General features: G+C 68.0%; 18 protein-coding genes. 7 read left to right on the top strand and 11 right to left on the bottom strand.

Features of this window, described 5'->3' with window-relative positions:
- Positions 1–12 precede the first annotated feature (12 nt).
- Positions 13–1,299 carry an epoxide hydrolase family protein gene (locus ACFXNW_RS28485; protein ID WP_379420892.1) on the bottom strand — a complete coding sequence of 429 codons (1,287 nt, stop codon included), beginning with the start codon at positions 1,297–1,299 and terminating at the stop codon, positions 13–15.
- Positions 1,300–1,362: 63 nt separating this feature from the next.
- Here ACFXNW_RS28485 and ACFXNW_RS28490 point away from each other — a divergent pair, with 63 nt between their 5' ends.
- On the top strand, positions 1,363–2,322 hold the full coding sequence (locus tag ACFXNW_RS28490; RefSeq protein WP_379420893.1) for a helix-turn-helix transcriptional regulator: 960 nt from the start codon (positions 1,363–1,365) through the stop codon (positions 2,320–2,322).
- A gap of 138 nt (positions 2,323–2,460) precedes the next feature.
- On the opposite strand, the gene ACFXNW_RS28495 is transcribed toward ACFXNW_RS28490, so the two are convergent.
- Positions 2,461–3,621 carry an FAD-dependent monooxygenase gene (locus ACFXNW_RS28495; RefSeq protein WP_379420894.1) on the bottom strand — a complete coding sequence of 387 codons (1,161 nt, stop codon included), beginning with the start codon at positions 3,619–3,621 and terminating at the stop codon, positions 2,461–2,463.
- Positions 3,622–3,676: 55 nt separating this feature from the next.
- Here ACFXNW_RS28495 and ACFXNW_RS28500 point away from each other — a divergent pair, with 55 nt between their 5' ends.
- Positions 3,677–4,309: a TetR/AcrR family transcriptional regulator gene (locus ACFXNW_RS28500; protein WP_379420895.1), complete on the top strand. Its 633-nt coding sequence runs from the start codon at positions 3,677–3,679 to the stop codon at positions 4,307–4,309.
- A 241-nt stretch (positions 4,310–4,550) separates the two neighbouring features.
- On the opposite strand, the gene ppc is transcribed toward ACFXNW_RS28500, so the two are convergent.
- Positions 4,551–7,442, bottom strand: a complete 2,892-nt coding sequence (ppc, locus tag ACFXNW_RS28505; RefSeq protein WP_379420896.1) for a phosphoenolpyruvate carboxylase — start codon at positions 7,440–7,442, stop codon at positions 4,551–4,553.
- Between the two features lie 40 nt (positions 7,443–7,482).
- Positions 7,483–8,040 carry a sugar O-acetyltransferase gene (locus tag ACFXNW_RS28510; RefSeq protein WP_379420897.1) on the bottom strand — a complete coding sequence of 186 codons (558 nt, stop codon included), beginning with the start codon at positions 8,038–8,040 and terminating at the stop codon, positions 7,483–7,485.
- 159 nt (positions 8,041–8,199) lie between these two features.
- On the opposite strand from ACFXNW_RS28510, the gene ACFXNW_RS28515 reads away from it, so the two are divergent.
- Positions 8,200–11,163 (top strand): protein kinase, encoded by a 2,964-nt coding sequence (locus tag ACFXNW_RS28515; protein ID WP_379420898.1) that lies wholly within the window; start codon positions 8,200–8,202, stop codon positions 11,161–11,163.
- Between the two features lies 1 nt (position 11,164).
- Here ACFXNW_RS28515 and ACFXNW_RS28520 read toward each other — a convergent pair whose 3' ends face one another.
- Together ACFXNW_RS28520 and ACFXNW_RS28525 are read right to left on the bottom strand one after the other, a co-directional pair.
- Positions 11,165–12,130 carry a GlxA family transcriptional regulator gene (locus tag ACFXNW_RS28520; RefSeq protein WP_379420899.1) on the bottom strand — a complete coding sequence of 322 codons (966 nt, stop codon included), beginning with the start codon at positions 12,128–12,130 and terminating at the stop codon, positions 11,165–11,167.
- 242 nt (positions 12,131–12,372) lie between these two features.
- A complete protein-coding gene (locus tag ACFXNW_RS28525; RefSeq protein WP_379420900.1) occupies positions 12,373–13,275 on the bottom strand; it encodes an aminoglycoside phosphotransferase family protein in 903 nt (300 codons plus the stop codon).
- A gap of 108 nt (positions 13,276–13,383) precedes the next feature.
- Here ACFXNW_RS28525 and ACFXNW_RS28530 point away from each other — a divergent pair, with 108 nt between their 5' ends.
- From ACFXNW_RS28530 to ACFXNW_RS28540, 3 genes are all read left to right on the top strand, one after another.
- On the top strand, positions 13,384–14,229 hold the full coding sequence (locus tag ACFXNW_RS28530; RefSeq protein ID WP_379420901.1) for a metalloregulator ArsR/SmtB family transcription factor: 846 nt from the start codon (positions 13,384–13,386) through the stop codon (positions 14,227–14,229).
- Positions 14,226–14,825 carry a dihydrofolate reductase family protein gene (locus ACFXNW_RS28535; RefSeq protein WP_379420902.1) on the top strand — a complete coding sequence of 200 codons (600 nt, stop codon included), beginning with the start codon at positions 14,226–14,228 and terminating at the stop codon, positions 14,823–14,825. The genes ACFXNW_RS28530 and ACFXNW_RS28535 overlap by 4 nt, the downstream gene beginning before the upstream one ends.
- Before the next feature lie 138 nt (positions 14,826–14,963).
- Positions 14,964–15,491, top strand: coding sequence for a hypothetical protein (locus tag ACFXNW_RS28540; protein WP_379420903.1), 528 nt, complete (start codon positions 14,964–14,966; stop codon positions 15,489–15,491).
- Between the two features lie 60 nt (positions 15,492–15,551).
- Here the strand turns inward: ACFXNW_RS28540 and ACFXNW_RS28545 are convergent, their stop codons facing one another.
- The 4 genes from ACFXNW_RS28545 to ACFXNW_RS28560 form a co-directional block, all read right to left on the bottom strand.
- Positions 15,552–16,583 (bottom strand): hypothetical protein, encoded by a 1,032-nt coding sequence (locus tag ACFXNW_RS28545; RefSeq protein ID WP_379420904.1) that lies wholly within the window; start codon positions 16,581–16,583, stop codon positions 15,552–15,554.
- A 46-nt stretch (positions 16,584–16,629) separates the two neighbouring features.
- Positions 16,630–17,127: a hypothetical protein gene (locus tag ACFXNW_RS28550; RefSeq protein WP_379420905.1), complete on the bottom strand. Its 498-nt coding sequence runs from the start codon at positions 17,125–17,127 to the stop codon at positions 16,630–16,632.
- Between the two features lie 22 nt (positions 17,128–17,149).
- A complete protein-coding gene (locus ACFXNW_RS28555) occupies positions 17,150–17,920 on the bottom strand; it encodes an alpha/beta hydrolase (protein WP_379420906.1) in 771 nt (256 codons plus the stop codon).
- Positions 17,921–18,045: 125 nt separating this feature from the next.
- Entirely contained in the window at positions 18,046–18,546 is a 501-nt protein-coding gene (locus ACFXNW_RS28560) for a MarR family winged helix-turn-helix transcriptional regulator (RefSeq protein WP_379420907.1), read from the bottom strand.
- 56 nt (positions 18,547–18,602) lie between these two features.
- Between ACFXNW_RS28560 and ACFXNW_RS28565 the strand changes: the two genes are divergently transcribed.
- Complete coding sequence (locus ACFXNW_RS28565; protein ID WP_379420908.1) at positions 18,603–19,190, top strand: hypothetical protein; 588 nt, start codon at positions 18,603–18,605, stop codon at positions 19,188–19,190.
- Between the two features lie 68 nt (positions 19,191–19,258).
- Here the strand turns inward: ACFXNW_RS28565 and pheT are convergent, their stop codons facing one another.
- Positions 19,259–21,760: a phenylalanine--tRNA ligase subunit beta gene (gene pheT / locus ACFXNW_RS28570; protein ID WP_379420909.1), complete on the bottom strand. Its 2,502-nt coding sequence runs from the start codon at positions 21,758–21,760 to the stop codon at positions 19,259–19,261.
- Positions 21,761–21,787: the final 27 nt, after the last annotated feature.

Here is a 21,787-nt window from a genome sequence, read left to right on the forward strand (position 1 = left end):
GCCGACGACCCGTCACCGCAGCGTGCGGAAGAACTCGCGCACGTCCTCGGCGAGCAGGTCCGGTGCCTCCATCGCCGCGAAATGTCCGCCGCGATCGAATTCGGTCCAGCGCACGATATTGTGCTGCTCTTCGGCGATCGCCCGGATGGACAGATCGCCGGGGAAGATCGCCGCAGCCGTCGGCACGCCGGAGTTCGGGAGCGCGCCGCCCCATGCCTCACCTTCGCCGTAGAGCCGGATCGACGACGCGAAGGTGCGGGTGAACCAGTACAAGCTGACGTTGGTCAGCAGTGCGTCTCGACCCACCGCGTCATCGGGCGATTCGATCGCCGGATTCGTCCACCGCTGGAACATGTCCGCGATCCACGACAGCAGGCCGACCGGCGAATCGTGCAGGGCGATGGCCAGTGTTTGCGGGCGGCCCGCCTGCACCATCGCGTAGCCGAAGCGGGTGAAGCTTTCCTCGCCGGTGAGTTTCGCCAGTTTCGCTTGGTCTTCGGGGCTGAATTCGGTCGCGCCGGAACCCCAGGACACAGCTTCGCCGACGGCGTCGTGCGCGGCGGTCTGCTGATCGTCGTGCGCGGCCGTCTGCTGATCGCCGCCACCGGCCTCGCCCGACCACTCGCTGTCACCGCCCTCACCCGACCACTCACCGTCGCCCTCCCACGACGGCATCGTGATCGGTCCGTTCACATGGATGCCCACCACATGGTCGGTGGCAATCCGGCCCAGTTCGGTGGATACGAAAAAGCCCGCGTCACCGCCCTGCGCCCCGTACCGGTCGTAGCCGAGCCGATCCATCAACTGCGCCACCACCTTCGCGTAGTGCTCGGTCGCACCGTCGCCGTCCTTCGGGCCCACGCCGGAGAAGGCGAACCCCGGCAGCGAGGGCACCACCACGTGGAAAGCGTCGGCCGGATCGCCGCCGTGGGATCTCGGATCGCTCAGCGGCCCGATGACATCCAGGAATTCGGTGAAGGTCCCCGGCCAGCCGTGGCTGAGCACCAGCGGCAACGCACCCGGTTCGGGTGAGCGGACGTGGACGAAATGCACCTGCTGACCGTCGATCTCGGTGACGAACTGTGGCAGCTCGTTGAGCCGGGCCTCGTGCGCGCGCCAGTCGTATTCCGTCCGCCAGTATTCGGCGAGCGGGCGCAGGTACGACACCGGCATGCCCTTGTCCCAGCCGACGCCGGGACGATCGTCGGGCCACAGGATGTCGGCCAGCCGGGCATGCAGCTGGTCGATGCGCTGCTGCGGGATCTCGATGCGGAACGGGTGGATGTCGTGTTCGCTCATGACACCGACGGTAGGAATCGCTTAGGACAGAATCGTTCCTAAGTATCTGGCATTCTCGAATTCATGCTCGACACTTCGGCTCGACTGCTGAAATTGCTGGCCCTGTTGCAGACCCACCGCGACTGGACCGGCACCGAACTGGCCGAGCGACTGCGGGTCACCAGCCGCACGGTCCGGCGAGATGTGGACCGGCTGCGCGAACTCGGCTATCCGGTGCACGCCACCCAGGGCGCGGGCGGCTATCGCCTCGGCGCCGGTGCCGCCCTACCGCCGTTGCTGCTCGACGATGAAGAGGCGGTCGCCGTGGCGGTGGGACTGCGCAGCGCGGCCGACGGCACGGTCGCCGGCATCGAAGAGGCGTCGCTGCGCGCGTTGATCAAGCTCGAGCAGGTATTGCCGCCGCGTCTTCGCCATAGCGTGCGGACACTGCGGGCGGCCACGGTCCGCATCGGCGCACCCGCCACCACCGTCGCGCCGGACACGCTGATGGCCATCGCCGAGGCCTGCCGTCGCCATGAGCAGCTGCGGTTCGACTATCGCGCGCACGACGGCACCACAAGCATCCGCCGCACCGAACCGCACAGCCTGGTCAACACCGGACGCCGCTGGTATCTGGTGGCCTGGGACATCGACCGCGTGGACTGGCGCACCTTCCGCGTCGACCGACTCACCCCACGTACGCCGACCGGTCCCCGTTTCGCACCACGCGAACCACCCGACGGTGATGTGGCGGCCTACGTCTCGATGGGCCTGTCATCACGGACGTGGAGCAATCGCGCCACCGTCCTGCTGCACGCATCGGCAGCGATCGCGTCGGCGCGGGTCTGGCCCGGTATGGGCGTGGTCGAGGACGTCGACGGCCGGACCTGCCACCTGCACGTCGGCGCCGACACCCCGGAGGACCTGGTGTGGATGATCACCGCCATCGATCTGGATTTCACGCTGGTCGACGGATCGGATGACTTGGTCACCGCACTTCGCGCGCAAGCCGCCCGTTGCCTCGGCGCGGTGCGAGATCGGTAGCGACCCCCGCACTGCTGCGTCGTGCTCCCCGACCACCCGCCGGACGATCTCGATCACACGGCCGGATACGTCACGCAGGCGCCTGCCAGTCGAGTACAGGTGCGTCACGCAAGCGGCTGCCAGGTGAGGGCGGGTGCGTCACGCAAGCGGCTGCCAGGTGAGGGCGGGCGCGAACGAGCGCAGCATGGCGCGGCCGGGCGTCAACCGCAGCAGCGCATCACGTAGCAGGACAACGGGCGCCGACGACACGTGCGCGGCGACGCCGATGCGGTGTGACCGGCGGGCGATGTCTTGTGTGCGGGGGCGGCGCACGAGGTCGTATTCGGCCAATGCCGTAGGCACCGACTCGATGCGGTCGAGGAGTGCTGCGAGGGTGACGGCATCCTCGAGACCTTGATTGGCGCCCTGACCCATATTCGGCGTCATGGCGTGTGCCGCGTCACCGAGGAGGGCGATGCGTCCGAGAACGTAGCTCGACAGCGGGGGCAGCTCGTAGATGTCGTGGCGCAGGACGGCGGCCGGGTCGACGGCGTCCAGCAGCGCCGGGATCGGGTCGTGCCAGGTGCCGAAACGTCTTCGTAGCTCGGCGTATTCGCCGTCCGGTCCGCGCAGCCGCGGCGCGGAATTGGCGACGCCGAACATGTAGACCCTGTCATCGGGCAGGGCGATGATGCCGAAACGTTCACCGTGGCCCCAGGTTTGACCGCCGTCGTGCAATTCCGGCACCGGGTGTGCGGTGATCGTGCGCCACGCCGTGTAGCCCGCGTAGCGCGGTTCGGGCGCGCCCGGAAACACCGCTTTCCTGACCGCACTGTGGATCCCGTCGGCGCCTACGACGAGGTCGGCACAGGACACGCCACCGCTATGGGTTACCTCGACGCGGTCGCCCCGATGCTCGACACCGGTGACGGCGCAGCCGAGCCGCACCGCGTCGGGAGGCAAGGCACGGCGCATGATGTCGAACAGGTCGTACCGATGGATCATCACCACTTCGCCGTAGCGGCGCGCCATTTCGGCAGTGTCGGTGCGGGTCAGCCATCGGCCCACGGGGTTGCGGATGCCCGCATCGGTTTCGGCCATCGCCTGCTCGCGCACCTGTGCGCCGAGGCCGATCCGGTCAAGGGCACGTAAGCCGTTGGCCCACAGCGTCAATCCCGAACCCGCCTCCCCCACCTCGGCCGCGCGTTCGAGGATCTCGACCTGCCAGCCGCATTGCGCCAGGGCGGTTGCGGTCGCGAGACCACCGATCCCGGCGCCCACGATGATCGCGCGCCGGCTGCCGTCTCGGTTCGTCGCCATATCCAGCCTCCACTACATTTGTAGTAACAGTTACTACAAATGTAGTATCGATCGGGTGGACGAGAGGCATCAGGTGACCGGGAACACACCGGACGGCAGTGAACCGCCCGCCCCGACCAAACGCGAACTCGTGCTCGATGCCGCGATCGATGTGCTGGGCTCGCGCGGCCCACGGGCCCTGACCCACCGTGCGGTGGATGAGACCGCCGCCATCCCCACCGGAACCACCTCCAACTACTTCCGCACCCGGGAAGCTCTGCTCACCGGAGTCACCGAACGACTGGAGCAGCGCGATTACGCCGACTGGCCGGCCCTGACCGCCGCACCGATGCCGGAATCCCTCGACGGGCTCGCCGCAGGCCTGGCGGAGTTCGTAGTGCACGCAGTCACCACCGACCGCACCCGCACGCTCGCCCGATACGCCCTGTTCCTCGAGGCGCAGACGGCGCCGGCCTTGCTGGAGTCGCTGCGGCGCGGGCACGGCCGTCTATCCGAGTGGGCGGGCACGATGCTGCGCGCCATAGGCGTAGGTGAATGGGCGACGACGCCGGTGGTGGACTACCTGGAGGGCGTCATCATGCACCGCGTGGCATCACCGGACGCGGGCAGCGACCCGGCGCCGCAGATGCGCCGGATGCTGCGCGCGCTGATCAGCGAACCGCACGACGTCACACCCGACTCGCAGTAGCCGAACACCCACATGACGGTCTCGGCGGCCCGGTCCAGTTCCCGGACAGGTACCGACTTCGACCAAGGCTCCAGCATGGCTCGAGCCTCCTGGTAGTCGGCGCGCAGTCGCGGGCTGGTGTTGACCCGCGCCACATCGAGTGCCTGGGTCGCCGCCGCGCACGCATGTTCGATATCGCTCGGCGCTGAGTCAACGTGTTATTCCTGCCGCCACAATGGAGGAACTGCCGACGGCAAGCGGATCAGCCGGAGTTGCGCAACGCGGTCGCCAGCCCGTTCATGGTGAGCAGAATGCCGCGCTTGACCAGCTCCGAATCGTCCCCACCGCGCAGCCTGCGCAACAACTGCACCTGCATCTGATTGAGCGGCTCCAGATACGGGAAGCGGTTGTGAATGGATTCGGCCAGTGACGAGTTGTCCGAGAGCAACTGATCGTTGCCGGTGATGGCGGCGTGCATGCGGATCGTGCGGGCGTGCTCGTCGCGGATCATGCCGAAGATCTGCGCACGCAACGCCTCGTCCTCGACGAGTTCGGCGTAGCGGGCAGCGATGTCGAGGTCGCTTTTGGCCATTACCTGCGCCAGATTCGACAGCACCGTGCGGAAGAACGGCCAGCGCCGGTACAGATCGGACAGGGTGGCCAGCTGTTGCGGGTCGCCATCGATCCATTCCTCGAGTGCACTGCCTGTGCCGTACCAGCCGGGCAGCATCACCCGGGCCTGGCTCCACGCCATCACCCACGGAATGGCGCGCAGATCGGCGACGGAATTCGTGGGTTTGCGCGAGGCGGGCCTGCTGCCGATATTCAGGTCGCCGACCTCGGCGACCGGGGTGGATTCGCGGAAGTATTCGACGAAACCCGGAGTGTCGTGCACCAGCCGGGCGTAGGCGGCGCGGGCGCGGGCGGCCAGATCGTCCATCAGCTGGTAGGACGGTTCGGCGTCGTCGCCGAGGCCTTCCACATCCAGCAGTGTCGACTCCAACGTCCCCGCGATCAGCGACTCCAGATTGCGGTGCGCCGCACCGGATTCGGCGTACTTTGCGGCGATCACCTCACCCTGTTCGGTGAGCCGCAACGACCCGTGCACCGCCCCCGCGGGCTGGGCCAGGATCGCGTCGTAGCTGCGGCCACCGCCGCGGCCGACGGTTCCGCCGCGGCCGTGGAACAGCCGCAACCGGATCCCGGTCTTGCGCGCGACCTCCACCAGGTCGAGTTCGGCCCGGTACAGCGCCCAGTTCGCGGCCAGATAGCCGCCGTCCTTGTTCGAATCGGAGTAGCCGAGCATCACTTCCTGACGCATTCCCTTGGCCGCCACCAGCTCCCGGTACACCGGAACCTCCAGCACCGCCGACAGCGTCGCGGCGCCCGCACCCAGATCCTCGATCGTCTCGAACAGCGGCACGATCCCGGCCGCGCACTTGGGCGGACTGTCCGACGCGCCCGGATCCAGCAGTCCGCCCTCCTTCAGCAACAGCGCCGCCTCGAGCATGTCACTGACCGAGGTGCACATGCTGATGATGTAGTTCGGGATCGCGGGCTCACCGAAGGTGGCGACCACCTCGGCGGCGGCCCGGATGATGCCCAGTTCCTTGGTGGCGAGCTCGCTCAACCGTGCGTGCGGACCGAGCAGCGGGCGACGAGTGTTCAACTCCGCCGACAGGATCCGCACCCGTTCCTGCTCCGGCAGGCTCGCGTAGTCCGGGTGCACACCTGCCCACGCCAGAATTTCGGCGACGACCTGTTCGTGTACCTCGGAGTTCTGGCGCATGTCCAGGCCCTGGAGGTGGAAGCCGAAGGTTTCGATGGCGTGCCGGAGTGCGGCCAGGCGATCGTCGGCGAGCAGGCCGTCGCCGGACGCGCGTAGGGAGGCGTCGATCGCGTCGAGATCGTCGAGCAGGGATTGGGGGTCGGAGTACGCAGGAGCGCTGCCGATGGGCGATGTCTGTGCGCCGGCTTCCTGTCCGGCTGCTGATCCCACTGCTACGGGCCCGCCGCCTGCACCAGCGGCCGAGGTCGGCGGGATCAGCGCGGTCCCGACTGCGCCTGCTGATACGGGGACATCGGCCGACCGGGCCGGCACACCGAGTGCCCGTCCGGCGGTGGTGGTCAGTCGCTCCCGGATACGGTGCAGGGCACGGCGATACGGTTCATCGGCATGTGCGGTCGGATCCGCGTAACCCGCGGTGGCCAGTTCGGCGACGGCGTCGCTGACCTCGACCAGCCGTCCCGACTGCGAGAGCGTCTTCTCCAGCTCGACCAGCTCACGCAGGTACCGCCCGAACCCCACACCGGCAGCCTGCCCGGCCGCGGTGCGCACCACCTCGGCGGTGACGAACGGGTTGCCGTCGCGGTCGCCGCCGATCCACGAACCCGGCCGCAGGATGGGCCGCCGCAGCAGGTCGGCGTCGGGCCAGCGGGACCGCAGCGCCGCGCGCACCTCGGCGTTGATCGCCGGGATCACGTCGAAGAGAGTGAGCTCGTAGTAGCGCAGCCCCACCGCGATCTCGTCCTGGATCCGCAACCGCGCCAACCGGATCAGCGCGGTGCGCCACAGCGTCAGCACCTGACGGCGGATCTCCAGCTCCAGGCCCGCGCGCTCCCGCTCCGGATAGTGCTGGCGCTGCCGCATCAGTTCGGTGATGCGGGTCTGCACGTCGAAGACCGTGCGCCGCCTGGTCTCGGTGGGATGGGCGGTGATCACCGGCGACACCAGCGCGTCGGTGAGTAGATCGGCGACCGCCGGGCCCGGCAGCGCCGCCGCGTCGAGCTTGCGGTAGGTGGCCGCCAGCGACGAATCCTGTGGCGCCTCCCCCGCCGCTTCATGCGCGGCGCGCCTGCGGTCGCGTTGGATGTCTTCGGCCAGATTCGCCAGCAAGACGAAATAGCTGAAGGCCCGGATCAGCGGCAGTGCCACCGCGATGTCGACCTCGTCGAGCATCTCGGCGACGGCGCTGCGCCCAACCTCTTCCCTGCGCACCCGGAACGCTTCGATACGAACCCGTTCGATGAGGTCGAACACCTCCGGACCCTCGTGATCACGGATGGTGTCGCCGAGTACGCCACCGAGGAACCGGATGTCCTCGCGCAGCGGCCGGGTCGCGTCCTGCTCGATCTCGATCCGCGGTTCGGTCATGTCCCGACACTACTGCCGAAGTCGCCGAGCATCTGCTCGGTCAGAGCTCCCGAATGACTCGCGCCGGGTTACCCGCCGCGAACACCTTGTCCGGCAGATCCCGAGTGACGACGCTGCCCGCGCCGACCACCGTGTCGTTGCCGACGGTCACGCCGGGGCACACGATCACCCCGCCGCCGAACCACACGTTGTCACCGATGACGATGGGCGCTGCCGACTCCCACCGCTGCCTGCGCCGCTCGTGGTCCTCCATCGGGTGCAGCGCCGTCAGCAGCTGGCAGCGCGGGCCGATCGAGACGTCGTCACCGATGGTGATGGGCGCGCAGTCCAGCAGGATCGCGTCGTAGTTGAGGAAACTGTTGGCGCCGATCTCGATGAGGTAGCCGTAGTCGCATTGGAACCTTGGCATGATCCAGGAGCCCTCGCCCAGCTTGCCGAGCAGCTGCCGTAGCACCGCGTCGCGGCGTTCGGTGTCCTCGGGGCCGGTGCGGTTGAACTCCTCGCAGAGCGCCTGAGCCCGCTGCCGCTCGGCCACCAGTTCGGGATCGTTGTCCCGGTAGAGCTCCCCTGCCAGCATTCGTTGCTTGTGCTCACCCATTCGCCCCACGGTAGCCGGTGGGTGAGCGGGTCGATCGGTACCGGAAGGTCGGACGGGCCAGGACGCAATGCGCATCCGGTGACCTCCGCACCGGCTTCCGATATCCTGCTGCACGTCGGCTGCGGGCAGAGGTGGCCTGGCACGCATCGGGAGGGCGACATGGTGGACGGGGTGGCATTCGGTCGCTACCGCTTGGGTCGAATCATCGGCGAAGGCGGGATGGGGCGGGTCTACGAGGCATTCGACACGCTGACCGATCGGACGGTCGCGCTGAAAGTGCTGCCGGAAGGCACGGCGAACAACCACGAGTTCCGCGAGCGGTTCCGGCGCGAGGCGCATGCCGCGGCCCGCCTGAGCGAACCGCATATCGTGCCGATCCACGACTTCGGCGAGATCGACGGGCACCTGTTCCTCGACATGCGGTTGATCGGTGGAGTCGATCTGAACGCCGTCCTCACCCGCGAGGGGCCGATGCCGCCCGTGCGAGCGGTGCACATCATCGAGCAGGTCGCCGCGGCACTCGACGCCGCGCACGTCGCGGGGCTGGTACACCGCGACGTCAAACCCTCCAACATTTTGCTGGGCGACCGCGACTTCGGCTACCTGATCGACTTCGGTATAGCCCGCAATGACGCCGATACCGCCATGACGAGCGTCGGCACCACCCTCGGCACCTTCGCCTATATGGCGCCGGAACGATTCACTCCCGGCCAACCGTCCGATGCTCGCGCCGACGTGTATTCGCTGGCTTGCGTGCTCTATGAATGCCTCACCGGCACCCGGCCCTTTCCCGGTACCAGTGCACCTGAGCAGATCGCCGCGCACCTCACCAGTCCACCGCCACGCCCGAGCCTCGGACAGGACGGATCTGCCACCGCATTCGACGACGTGATCGCCCGTGGCATGGCCAAGCGACCCGACGAGCGATACTCCCGCGCCGGTGAATTCGCTGCCGCCGCCCGGCGCGCACTCGACACTCCACAGCACGATCCGGGCGGCGGGTACCCACACAGCGCGAATACCGCCACGGTGACTGCACCGGCCCCGTCGTCTGCTCCGGCTGTCTCACCGGCGCCGACTTGGTCGTCGGCTCCGCCTACCGTCCTGGCATCGCACGAATCGGCGGCACCGGAGCAAGATCGGGACCAGGGGATCGGCGGGCTCGCTGCCGCCTGTCTCGCGGCGGTCTGCGGTATTGCCCTGCTGCGGCTGATCGCGGCCGCTTCCAGCTACGACGACCAGCACGCGACCACATTCGCCGAATACTGGCTGCCGGTCCTGTCACTGGTGTCGGCCGCTGCGCTGGCGCTCGGTGCACTGGTTCTGCGTCGACGTTCGCTGGTGATCGCGTACGCGTGCGTGCTGTTGGTGGCGTGGCTTCCGATGTCTCTCGGTGACTGGGAATCCGATGTCATCGCGGGAATTGAAAGGTTCGGCGTCACTCGCACACTGGGCCTGATGATCGTTTTCGTGATCCTGGCGGTGCTGATGGTCGTCGGTGTCGCCACTCACGGCCCTCGCAGGCGCGCTGTGGCGGGACCCGGTGGTCTCGCCGACGGCTCGACGCAGTTCGCGTCATGGGGTGCACGCTTCGGGGCGGCGCTGTTGGACGGCCTGCCCGCGGGAATGCTCGCGGGTCTCGGCATCGTCATCTTGCAGGCGACGAGCACGACGCCCACGGCAAGCAATCCCTCCGGCGGAAGTTCCGGCAGCGGTAGCGCGGTAATGGCGCTGTGTTACGCCGTGGCACTGGCCTACCTGGTCTGGAATGTCGGGTTCCGCCAAGGCACTACCGGCCAGACGTGGGGGAAGAAGGTCGTCGGCATCTCGGTGATCGGGATACAGACCGGCCTGCCGCTCGGAGTGGGGACCTCGATCGCGAGGCAGCTGGCGCACATCGTCGACGCCCTGCCGTGCTACCTCGGTTTCCTGTTCCCGCTCTGGGATGCCAAGGCGCAGACCATCGCCGACAAGATGATCGGCTCGGTCGTGGTCCGGGGCGCGATCGACCCACATCGGGCTGCCACCAGCTCTTCTCCGCATCGTGCTGCCCCTGACCCACGACTCGCCGTCACCGACCTTGCCGAGACCCGACCGTCGGCGCCAGGTTCCGGGAACTCCCCCACGAACCAGAACCGCACCGAGATGGTGGTCGGCGGTGTGGTCCTTGCCGTGGTGGCGGTCGTGGGCGTGGCTGTGGCCGTCACGCAGGCCGAGTCGCGATCCGGCGAGGCTCGCGTACCCACTATCACCGACACCATCGAGGTGCCCTCGGGAGCACACGATATCGCCGTGGATCCGATCAACCACACGGCCTACGTCACCGGCCGTGCGGGCGAACCGGTCTCGGTGATCGACACCGAGACGAACACGATCGTCGGGACGATCCCCGCTGGGCCGAAACCCGGGGGCGTAACGATCGATCCGGGTCGGAACACGCTGTACGTGACCGACCGTGAAGAGCGGACCGTGATGCTGATCGACATCGGAACGCACAACGCCGTCGCCACGATCCCGGTCGGCTACAACCCGGAGTCGGTGATCATCGACCCCGACTCTCCGACGATCTATGTGATCGGCGGCGCCGACGTGTCGGTCATCGATACCGGCACCCGCACGGTGACCGCCACGATTCCGGTCGATTACTCGACGGGGAAAGCAGCCCTCGATCCAGGCGCCGACACCCTCTATGTCAGTGCGGACCGGGATGTGATGATGATCGACACCAGGAACAACACTGTGATCGGCGGACTGCCCATCACCACCCACGAATCCCCGAACCCGCTCGACCTGGCGGTCGATCCGGCCACCCACACCGTCTATGTGACGGCATATGGCGCAGACGACACCGAGGGCCGGACGCTCTCGATCATCGACCCGAGCACACGCGCGGTCATCGACGCCCTCATTGCCGACGGCAATGCCCTCGATATCGTCATCGATCCGAGCGACCACACCATATACATCGCCAACTACCACGACGTTCAGGTGATCGATACCCAAGCGCGAACCCAGATCGGCTCGATCGACTTCGTCGGCAGCGCCGATGAGATCGCGGTGGACCCCACCACGCACACCGTCTACGTGGCCAACGAAACTGAAGTGTTGGTGATGAGCCGCTGACCTACGCCGCGAATCTGGTGCGGTACTGCCGCGGTGAAATCCCGACCTCCTGTGTGAACGCCGCGCGGAAGGTGACCGGAGATCCGAAGCCGACCTCGAAGGCGATCCGCTCGACCGGGTGATCGGTCGTCTCGAGCAACTCCCGCGCCGCCGCGATCCGTTCGCTCGCCACCCACCGCATCGGAGTGGTGCCGACATCTCGCTCGAACCGGCGAGCCAGCGTGCGCGGTGAAACATTGGCTGCCATGCCGAGTTCGGCGAGGGTGATCGGCCGACGCAGCTGGCCACGCAGCCAGGAACGGAGTTCGTCGAGCCAGGAGGCGGCGTCCTCGAGCGGTTCCGCGTACACGTACTGTGCCTGGTCACCATCGCGATGAGCGGCGACAACGAGGTTGCGGGCGATCGTGTTCGCGGCCCGCTCGCCGTGATCCCGGCGGATCAGGTGCAGGCACAGGTCGAGCCCGGCCGCCGACCCTGCGCTGGTGAACACCCCATCGTCCTCGAGGTAGATGGCGCGAGCGTCCACCTCTACTGCCGGGTACATCCGCTGGAGCAACTGCGCGTGCCGCCAATGCGTGGTGGCGCGGCGGCCGTTCAGCAGTCCGGCCTCGGCAAGTGCGAAGCTGCCGGTGCACAGGGAGGCGATGCGAGCGCCCCGCGCCGCCGCCCGGCGCAGCTCCCGCACCAACGGCGCACCGACCGAACGCCCCGGCGGAACGGCCGGAACCAGCACGGTGTCACCGGTCGACAGCGCGCGCAAGGGCCGCTGCGGGTGCAGCCGGGCGCCGGTGTGGGTGCGGACGCCGCGCAGGTCACCGCACAGCGTCACGTCGTAGAGCGGTGGTGCGCCCGGATCCCAGTCGTAGCCGAGTGCCTCCAGCGGCATACCGATCTCGAACAACGTCATTCCGTCGACGAGCGGGACCGTGATGGAGGGTTGATCCGGAGAAGTGGCAGGCTGACCCATGGTGGCAAAATCCAATCACTTTCTGTCGATTCTGCCACTCCTCTCAGCGGCCGTCGACTGCGATCGTTGAGCCATGTCCACCACCACATCGCATCCGAACTCCACCAGAATCCGCCGGGTCGGTATCTCCCTCGGTGCGTTCGTCCGACAGGTTGCCGGGGGCGTGGACGCGTCCTCGCGTATCTGGCACGGCGTGCCGGTACCACCCGGCCATCCCGCCCGCGACGGTCGGTCGTACTCGCCTAGATGAGGATTTCCGCCAGTTGGTCGGTCACATCGATCAACCACGGTTCGTCCCCGTTCCGCCGCCCCCACAGCGTGGATTTCACCGCACGGACCTGCGCCCAACGTCTGCCCCGATCACGATCGATACCCGCGGCGTCGCAGAAGAGATCGAGCCCACGCAAAACCTCGGCGGCTGCGTCGGGTGAGAACAAGAGGTGCGCGAAGCGGAGGCTGCGGATCACCGTGAACGTGTCGTAGGCGGGGTCACCGACGTAGCCCTTCGGATCGATGGCGAGCCAGGGTTCGCGCTCCCCGATCAGCACGTTCGAGTCGTGCAGGTCGCCGTGAACGAGGGTGCCGGGCTGGCTCGGGCCGAGTTCACGCAAGGTCGCGAGCGCGGCTTCGAGCACATGTGGCGGCAGCGGGTTGTCGAATTCCGCAGCGGCGTAGGTTATTTCGTCGATCCACTCGGCGGTGATATCCGCAAGCCGCGGAAGACCGGCCGGCGCCGTGACCGCCAACCTGCGCGAAACGTGCCCGAGTGCGGCCACCGCGACGTCGAAGTCCTCGATGGTGGCCAGAGTGCCGGATCCGGTGCGTTCCAACAGCATGGCGAACCGCTCGTCGTCACGCTCGAACAGCCGCACCGCACCGCGCCCGCCCCACGCGGCATAGGCGTCGGGCTCGAACACATTGCCCGGGTGCGGGAATGACACCTTCAGCACCATCGGCGGCAGACCCCGCCGCCGCACCGGAACCACTATGCCCACCCGGCCGTGCATCACCGGCCCGTCCGGCGCACACGACCAGCGCCGCATCAACTCATCGACCAGTCCCGGCAGCGATTCGATCCACTGCCTGCCGGATTCGCCTTCCCTGCCGACGGTCTCACGCGCGAAGTCCTCCGGGATGACGATCACGGGGTCGACCCTACGTGGTCCGCGCGTCTGGGCGAACGGCTCACGGCGGATCCTGACGACTAGAATATTCCTTGACAGGAATATTCTCTCTAGTGAATACTTTGCGCCATGGACCAGATCGCCTCAGCACTCGGAGATGCCGCGCGATGGCGCATTGTCGAGCTCCTCGCCGAGCGCCCCCGGTCTGTGGGCGAGCTTGCCGAGTTGACCGGCTTGCGGCAGCCGCAGACCACCAAACACCTGCAGACCCTCGCCCGCGCAGAGCTCGTCACGGTCTTCCCGCTCGGGCAACGCCGGGTCTACGCGCTGGAGACCGCGCCACTGAGCGCACTCGGTGAGCGGCTGCGGGAACTGGTCGCGGCTGCCGAAGCCCATGAGGACGAGCGCGACGTCATCGCGCGCTACCGCAACGCCATCGACGCCGAAACAGCGCTCGCGCACAGCGATCGGTGGGCCGATGGGCGCACCTTCATGTTCGAGCGCACCCTGCCCACACCACGGGACCTGGCCTGGCGGCACTGGACCGACTCGGCCCTGCTCGCCTCCTGGTGGGCACCGGCGCCGATGACGGTCACCGAATGCGCATTGGACGCGAAGCAGGACGGGCGCGCGGTGCTCGACTATCGCGATGCCGAGGGACGGCGATACCGCTCCGAAGGACGGGTGCACTCCGCGACCGAACCCGAACACCTCGTGTTCGAACTGTCGGTACTCGACGCGGCCGGAGCAGTCTCGTTCACCGGCCACTACGACCTGGCCCTCGACGCGGTCCCGGAGGGCACCCGGCTGCGCCTCGGAATGCGCGTCACCGACACCACCGTCGACGCCGTCGCCTATATCGCCGGAATCGAATCCGGCTGGAGCCAGGTGCTCGACAACCTCACCGACATCATCGGCAGCTCTGCCGACCTCACCGACCCCACACCCAACGACGACAAGGAGACACAGCCATGACCACCCAGACCGGACGTAAAGTCACCGCCAACATCGCCCTCACCCTCGACGGCCGCTACAACCGCCCCGGCGGTCCGACCGACGCCGCGGCGATCGTCCGCTACGCGACCACCGAGGTCGCACGCAACCACCTCACCCGCATCTGGGAGAACGCGACGACGGCGGTGCTCGGCCGGATCAGCGCCGAGGGCTTCCTCGGCTACTGGCCGACTGTCGCCGCGGACGAGAACGCCGACCCACGCGACCGCGGATATGCGAAGTGGCTGGTCGACGCGGACAAGGTGGTGCTGTCGAGCACGGTCACCGACGCGCCGTGGGAGCGAGCGCGTGTGGTGAACGCACCGGCCACCGATGTCATTGCCGAACTGAAAGCCGGCGGCGCGGGCGACATCCTCGTCAACACCAGCCCGAGCGTCATCAAGGCGCTGCTCGCGGCAGATCTGCTCGACCGGTTGTATCTCATGATCACCCCGGAGATCGCCGGTGATGGGGAGCGGTTGTTCGAGGACGGCCTGCCGAGTTCGCAGTGGACGCTGACCGACCAGGAAGTCGGCGAGCTGGGTGAAATCGCGCTGGTCTACGACCGCGCACGGTAAGAGTCGCGGGGTACCTGTCCCGCAGGGCTGACAAGTCGCGGATGGCCGGACCGCCCTCGGGGCCGGCAGGGGCCATCAACATCCACCACGATTGTCGCTCGCCTGGTTGAGTGCATTCTTACCGGATATCCCGCCGGTATGAGACGTGGAACAACCCTTGCGGCCCTCGCGGCCTTGCTACTGGCAGCCGGATGCGGAGCCGATGACGACGCCCCCGGAAAGTCGAGTTCACATGCCGCCGGAAGCGAGGCGCGCGCCGGGCCGATCACGATCCGCAATGTGCATATCGTGCCCGCCGTGGCATCCGGCACCTGCGTCATCCAGGTCGACGATCCGTCGCAGCTGTCGTTCTCGGTCGTGAACAACAGTGCCACCACCTCCGACCGACTCGTCGCGATCGACACTCCAGCCGCGGAAGCGGTGCGCATCCAGGCCACGCCGGAGCAGCTGACCCTCCGACCGGAGACCTCCCTCGCCGCCGGTCAGCCGGTGGAGCAGGTGACGCCGCCGTCCGCACCGGACGCGCCGATCACGGTCCTGCTGGACCAACCGGCCGACTGGGTCCAGCCCGGCAAGCACGTCGACATGACGTTCACTTTCGAGAAGGCCGGTGGCGTCACCTTCGGCGTCCCCGTCGATTCCTGTCCGACGCAGTCCACCGGATGAGGTCGCTGATCGTTGCGCGCGCCGGATTCCGCTGACCACGGTATCCGGCACCGCGCCGGATCAACTCCCGGCGCCGCCCAGAATCCCCAGCACCTCATCCGAGAGGTAGAACGGCTCGAGGCGTTCCCGGATCAGCCCGGCGAATACGCCGTTCTTCTTCGCCGACTCGATCACCGCTGGTCCGTAGCGCAGGATTTCGGTGCTGATGTCTTCGGCGGTGAGGCCGAGTTCGGGGAGCATGGCGCCGAGGGTGTAGTCGCCGTACTTGCTGAAGAAGACCTGGACGCATTCGTCGACGAGCAGGCCGAAATACTCCTTCTCGCGGGTGGTGATGGCGATCTCGTAACAGATGAGGACCAGCTCACGCAGGTCTTTCTGGGTGAGATAGTCACGCAGGCCACTGACGGGTTCGTCGGCGTGCAGGTCCCAGAATTCCATGGCGGCACCGTGGACGGGGGCGTCGCGCAGCATTTCACGAATGGCGTTGTTGGTGCGCCGCAGGGCGAACAGCGCGCCCTTGCCCGCCATATCGCCGATGAAGGTGTTGTCGGCGGCAACCTTCTTGGCGCGGTTGGCGGCGGACTGGCCAAGCGACATCAGCGAGGAGACACCGGGAATCTTCTCGGCGCGTTCACGATTGGCCTGCATGAAATCGTTGATCAGCTTGTCGACGAACTTCGAAGCGACCGTGGCGACCAGCGGGCTCTCGGTGAGCCGGTCCAGGATGCGCTCCTGGGCCTGGTGCATGGCGAAGATCTTCTCCAGCAGCGCCTCCACCGGCTCACGCTCGACGACCTGGCCGAGGGTGTAATCGTGGTTGGCGGCGATGTTGTCGTAGATGGCGTCGGCGAAGACGCCGACCATATCGGCGATCACCGGGCTGCCGCCGATGAGGTCGATGACGGTAGCCACCGTTTCTTCGGCCTGCTCGATCGACACCACATCACGGAAGACGATGGTGTCGGCGACCTCGAGCACTGCCGCCACATCGCGGGCGACGACCTCGGTGAATCGGTCGCCGCTCACCTCGGCGAGCAGGAATTCCACCTGAGCGTCGAGCAGCCGCTCGGCGATCTCACGCGGCTCGGTCATCTGGTCCACCCATCGTTGTCCGGCGCCGGCCAGACCGCGGATCGGGTTACTCGTCCTCGTTGTCGCGCAACGATTTCCGGATCTGTTCCAGGCGCTCGCGCGCGGCATCTTCCCGCGCCTGCCACTGTTCGTCGGCGCTGCGCCCCGCCGGGGTCTGCCGATCGAGCTCGCCCATCCCCTGCGCGGTGCCGTAGCGCTGCTCGACTTTATCCCGAACTGACTCAAAAGTAGGTACACCGCCCGCGGAGTATCCGCCCGTCTCCGGCAAGGCCGCCGAACCCGGTACCGGCGGTACCGAGGATACGGCTCCGACCTGGCCCGATGGGGCGACGATCGGCGCAGAATCATGCGTCGCATCGATCTCGGTGACAGGAGACACATCGGGGTGCGTGTGCACATGACCGGTTTCGGCGGGCATGTTCGCGGCCGCTTCGTGCACCGGCGCGAGCGCTGCCCGGCCGGCGGTCGCTGTGCGGATGACGGCGAGCAGGTCTGCGTCCGGCAGCTGGGCCAAGCGCTCGGAGATCTCGGTGTACTCGCTCATACCGTCAGGCTACTGATACCGCTCAGATCGGGCAGACCTCGCGCGCCCACGTCGACACGGTGTCGATCCACAGCCCACCGGCGAGCGCGATGATGTCGTTATGGCCCGCCCCCGGGTACACCACCAGCTTCTTGGGATCCGGTGCCGCCGCATAGAGACGCCGGGCGTGCTCCAACGGCAACAGTTCGTCCTGGTCACCGTGCATGAGCAGCAGCGGTACGCGCAGCTCGGGGATGCGGCGCAGACTCGGGTACGCGTCCGGGATGAGCGGAGCAGGCAGGAACGGATACACCGAACGCGCGGCCTCGCGCATACCGGTGAAGGTCGACATGAGGATCAGCCCCGCAGGCGGATGCGCGAGCGCGAGTTCGAGCACGACCGCCCCACCCAGCGATTTCCCCAGGTACAGCACACGCTCGGGGTCGACGCCCGGCTGATCGAGCAGCATCGTGCGCGCGGCCCGTGCGTCGAGTTCGGTGCCACGTTCACTCGGCCGCCCGGTGCTGCGCCCGTATCCGCGATAGTCGAAGGCCAGCACATCGAAACCCGCCTCGGCCAGCAGCGCGAAGATCGGCACCCGATCCCCGATATTGCCGCCGTTACCGTGCGCGAACAGCACATGCCCCACCGAACGGTGCGCCCGCACCCACCAGCCGTGCAGGGTCTCACCGTCGGCGGTCGGGATGGAGAGTTCGGCGTAGTCGAGCCCGAGCAGCGCCGGTGTCTGCTCGATGCGCCGAGGCTGCGGCTGGAAGGCCAGTGCGTTGAACACAGGCGTCGCGGGGTGTCGCATACCTAGTTCCTACCGCACCCGGCGCCACCTCGAACAATGCATGACCGAGGGAGTTCATCGGGCGTCGGCGATCCCAGCGTGACCACCTCGGCACCTCGCCTCGACATGGTCGCTTCGATCGGCACTCAGTCGACTCGCATGACCGTCGAATTCCCGCCTCCGGCCGCGTAATTCGCCCCCGCGCCCGCGATGAGACGAAGCAGGATCTCGCGCAGACGGCCGACCTCGCCGGGGCCGACCACCGCATCGAGGTGGCGGTCGAAGTCCTCGACAACCGCGACACCGGCGTCGACCACCGCCCAGCCTCGAGTGGTCAGGCGCACCAGGCGGGCACGTTTATCCTGCGGATCGACGTCAACGGTCAAGTAGCGATGCTGCTCGAGGTGCCGAACCAGCTCCCCCATCGCCTGTTTGGTCATGCCCGCACGCTCGGCGAGCACCGTCAGCCGGGTCCCGTCGGGGTCGATGACCTGGAATACCGGCGCGTGTGCGGCGCGAAGCTGTTCGAACCCGGCAGCCGCAATACCCGCGTCCAATTCTGCGGCGAGAGCGCGGGTCGCCGCGGACAGCAGGTTTCCCAGCGGAGCAGGGCGATCACGCAACGGATTAGTAAGGCGCTTGACCATTTCCTTCTTCGTTCGTACGGTTAGTCAGGAACCTTACTATCCGGGAGGACGGGAACATGCGTACTGTCGCATTGGGATTCGCGTGTGTCGCACTGATGGCCCAAGGGATCTGGCTGTGGCAGGCCGACGCCACACTCGGCTCGATCACTGCGGGCGGTGTCATCGCGGTCGGCGCGCTGACCCTCACGCTCGGGCGCGCCCGGATCGTCACGGCCATCGTCAGGATCGTACTCGGCCTGCTGCTGCTCGGCTCGGTGGCCGATCGGTTCGGGCTGTTCGGTGCGGCCGGGACCGACGGGGTGTCCTGGGGATCGTTCACTGCGTTCGTCGACTACACGCGCACACTGCTGCCGGACCCGGTCCGGGGCCTCACCAGTGCGGCCGCCGTCGCGGCAACCGCCCTGGAGATCATCCTCGGGGCCGCGCTGGTCGCCGGAATCCGGACGAGAATCGTCGCGACGGGAACCACGGGCCTGCTCATCATCTTCGCGGTGGCAATGTGGTCCGCCCTCGGCTTCGATGCAATGGCGGACTACGCGGTTCCGGTTCTGGCCGCCGGGGCGGCGGTCATCGCCACATGCACCCCGGCCCGGGCGCCGCACGCGACCTCCGCGCCGAAGCTCGCGAGTGCCGAGGCCGTGTGAGAGCAAGACAGCAATGAGGCCCGCACGGTCGGCGACCGTGCGGGCCTCGGTGCGGTCCCCAGCGCGGATCAGCCGCGCAACAGCGCGCCGACGGCGTCGGCGGCCGCAGCTACGGCCGCATCGCGGGCGGCACTCGCCTCGTCCTCGGTCAGCGTGCGATCCGGCGCGCGGAAACGCAGCGCGTAGGTCAGGGACTTGCGCCCCTCACCGGCCTGGGCGCCTTCGTAGACGTCGAACAGCGCAATGTCCTCGAGCAGCTCGCCACCACCGGTACGCAGCGCGGACTCCACCTGCGCTGCGGCAATAGTCTTCTCGACACTGACCGAGACGTCCTGCAGCACCGCGGGGAACGGCGAGACCACCGGCACCGGGCGATCCTCCCGCAACGGCAGCGCATCCAGATTCAGCTCGACGGCACAGGTGCGCGGCGGCAGCCCGGAACGCTCCAGCACCGCCGGATGCAGTTCACCGGCGTGGCCGACCACGACACCCTCGACGACCAGTTCGGCGCAGCGACCCGGATGCCACGGCAGGTAGGCACCCGCCCGGCGCTCGATGACCACACCCGACGCGTCGGCGACGGCATCGGCCAGGGCGAACGCGTCGGCGGCCTCGGCCGGGCGGCCATCGCCCCACGGTCCGCGCGGCTCACGGCGTCCACTCAGCACGGCGGCGACGTGGACCGGCTGCTCGGGCAGCGAGGCCAGCAGCTCGGCCACCTCGTCGGCGGTGGGGCGCCGGTCGACCGGCAGCGGTTCGACGGCGCGGGTATCCGGCCCCGGTAGCACGACCTGCGCGATGCCGTAGATGGCCAGGTCCTTCGCGCCACGGGAGATATTGCGCCCGGCGACCTCGAGCAAACCGGGCAGCAGCGTGGTAGCCAGCTCCGGCCGCTCGACGTCGAGCGGGTTGAGGACCCGGGTGGTGGTGCGGCGCGGGTCGTCGGCGTCCAGGCCCCAGGTGTCGAAGACGCCCGCGGGCAGGAACACCGGCGGCGGTACCTCGGCACAGCCGGCGAAGGCCAGCGCCCGGCTCACCGCACGACGACGCCGCTGGGTGGGAGTGAGCCCGCGTCCGGCGGGTGCGGCAGGCAACACCGACGGGATCTGCTCGAGCCCCTCCAGTCGCAGCACCTCCTCCACCAGGTCGGCGGGCTGGGCCAGATCCGGCCGCCAGCTCGGCGGGGTGACCACGAGCTGTCCGTGCCCGGTCTCGGGGACGTCGACCTCGACGGTGCAACCGATCTGGGCCAGCCTGCGCGCGGAGGTGCCGGTCGGGTAGGTCACGCCGGCGACCCGATCGGCCAGGTCGATGTCCATCCGGATCGGCTCGGTCGCGGGCAGCGCCACCCGGAGGTCGGTGAGCGCGGATTCGATCGTGCCACCGGCGATTTCGGCGAGCAGCGTAGCGGCGCGGTCGAGCGCGGCGACGTTGATCTCCGGATCGACCACGCGCTCGTAACGCTTGCTCGCCTCCGACACCAGCTTGTGCCTGCGCGCGGTCCGGTAGACCAGCAGCGGGTTCCAGGTGGCGGCCTCGAGCACGATATCGGTGCTCTGCGCGGAGACTTCGGTACTGGCGCCGCCCATCACACCGGCGAGGGAGACCACGCCGGAATCGTCGGCGATCACCACGTCTTCGGCGTCGAGCACGCGCTCGGCGTCGTCGAGGGTGCGCAGGGTCTCCCCCGCGTTCGCCGGGCGCACCACCAGGCCGCCGCTCAGCTTGGCGGCGTCGAAGGCGTGCAGTGGCTGGCCGAGTTCGAGCATCACGTAGTTGGTGACGTCGACCGCGGGCGAGATCGGCCGCACCCCCGACAGCAGCAGCCTGCGCTGCAGCCACCACGGGCTCACGGCATTCGGGTCGATGCCGGTGACCCGGCGCACCGCGAAGCGGGTGCACTGCGAGGCGGGCTCGAGCCGCACCGGCCAGGCGTCGGCCTCGTCATCGGGCAGTGTGCGCACTGCGGGATCGGCGTATTCGAGATCGAAGCCACAGGCCAGCTCACGGGCCAGTCCGCGTACCGAGAAGCAGTAGCCGCGGTCCGGGGTGATGTTGAGTTCGATGACGGTGTCGTCGAGGCCGAGCAGCTCGTTGGCGTCGGCGCCGGGCTCGGCGGTCCCGGGCTCGAGCACCAGAATGCCGGAGTGGTCCTTGCCGATACCGAGTTCGGCGACCGAGCAGATCATGCCGTGGGAGACATGACCGTAGGTCTTGCGCGAGGCGATCGCGAAACCACCGGGAAGCACTCCGCCGGGCAGCACGACGACCACCAGATCGCCGACCGCGAAGTTGCTTGCACCGCAGACGATTTCCTGTGGTTCGGGGTTGCCGACGTCGACCTTGCAGAAGCGGATCGGCTTTTTGAACTCGGTCAGCTCGGTGATCTCCAGGACCCGGCCCACCACCAGCGGCTTGTCGATCTCACCGCCGACCCGCTCCAGCGTGTCGACCTCCTCGACCTCGAGCCCGACCCGGACGAATCCGGCGTCGAGTTCCTCGGGCGTCACCGACCACTCGGGGGCGGTGCGCGCGATGATGTCGGTCAGCCAGGACTGCGCTACTCGCACTTGAGGTTTCGCTCTCTCGATCGAAGG

The organism is Nocardia sp. NPDC059180, from assembly GCF_042754945.1.
GTDB lineage: Bacteria > Actinomycetota > Actinomycetes > Mycobacteriales > Mycobacteriaceae > Nocardia.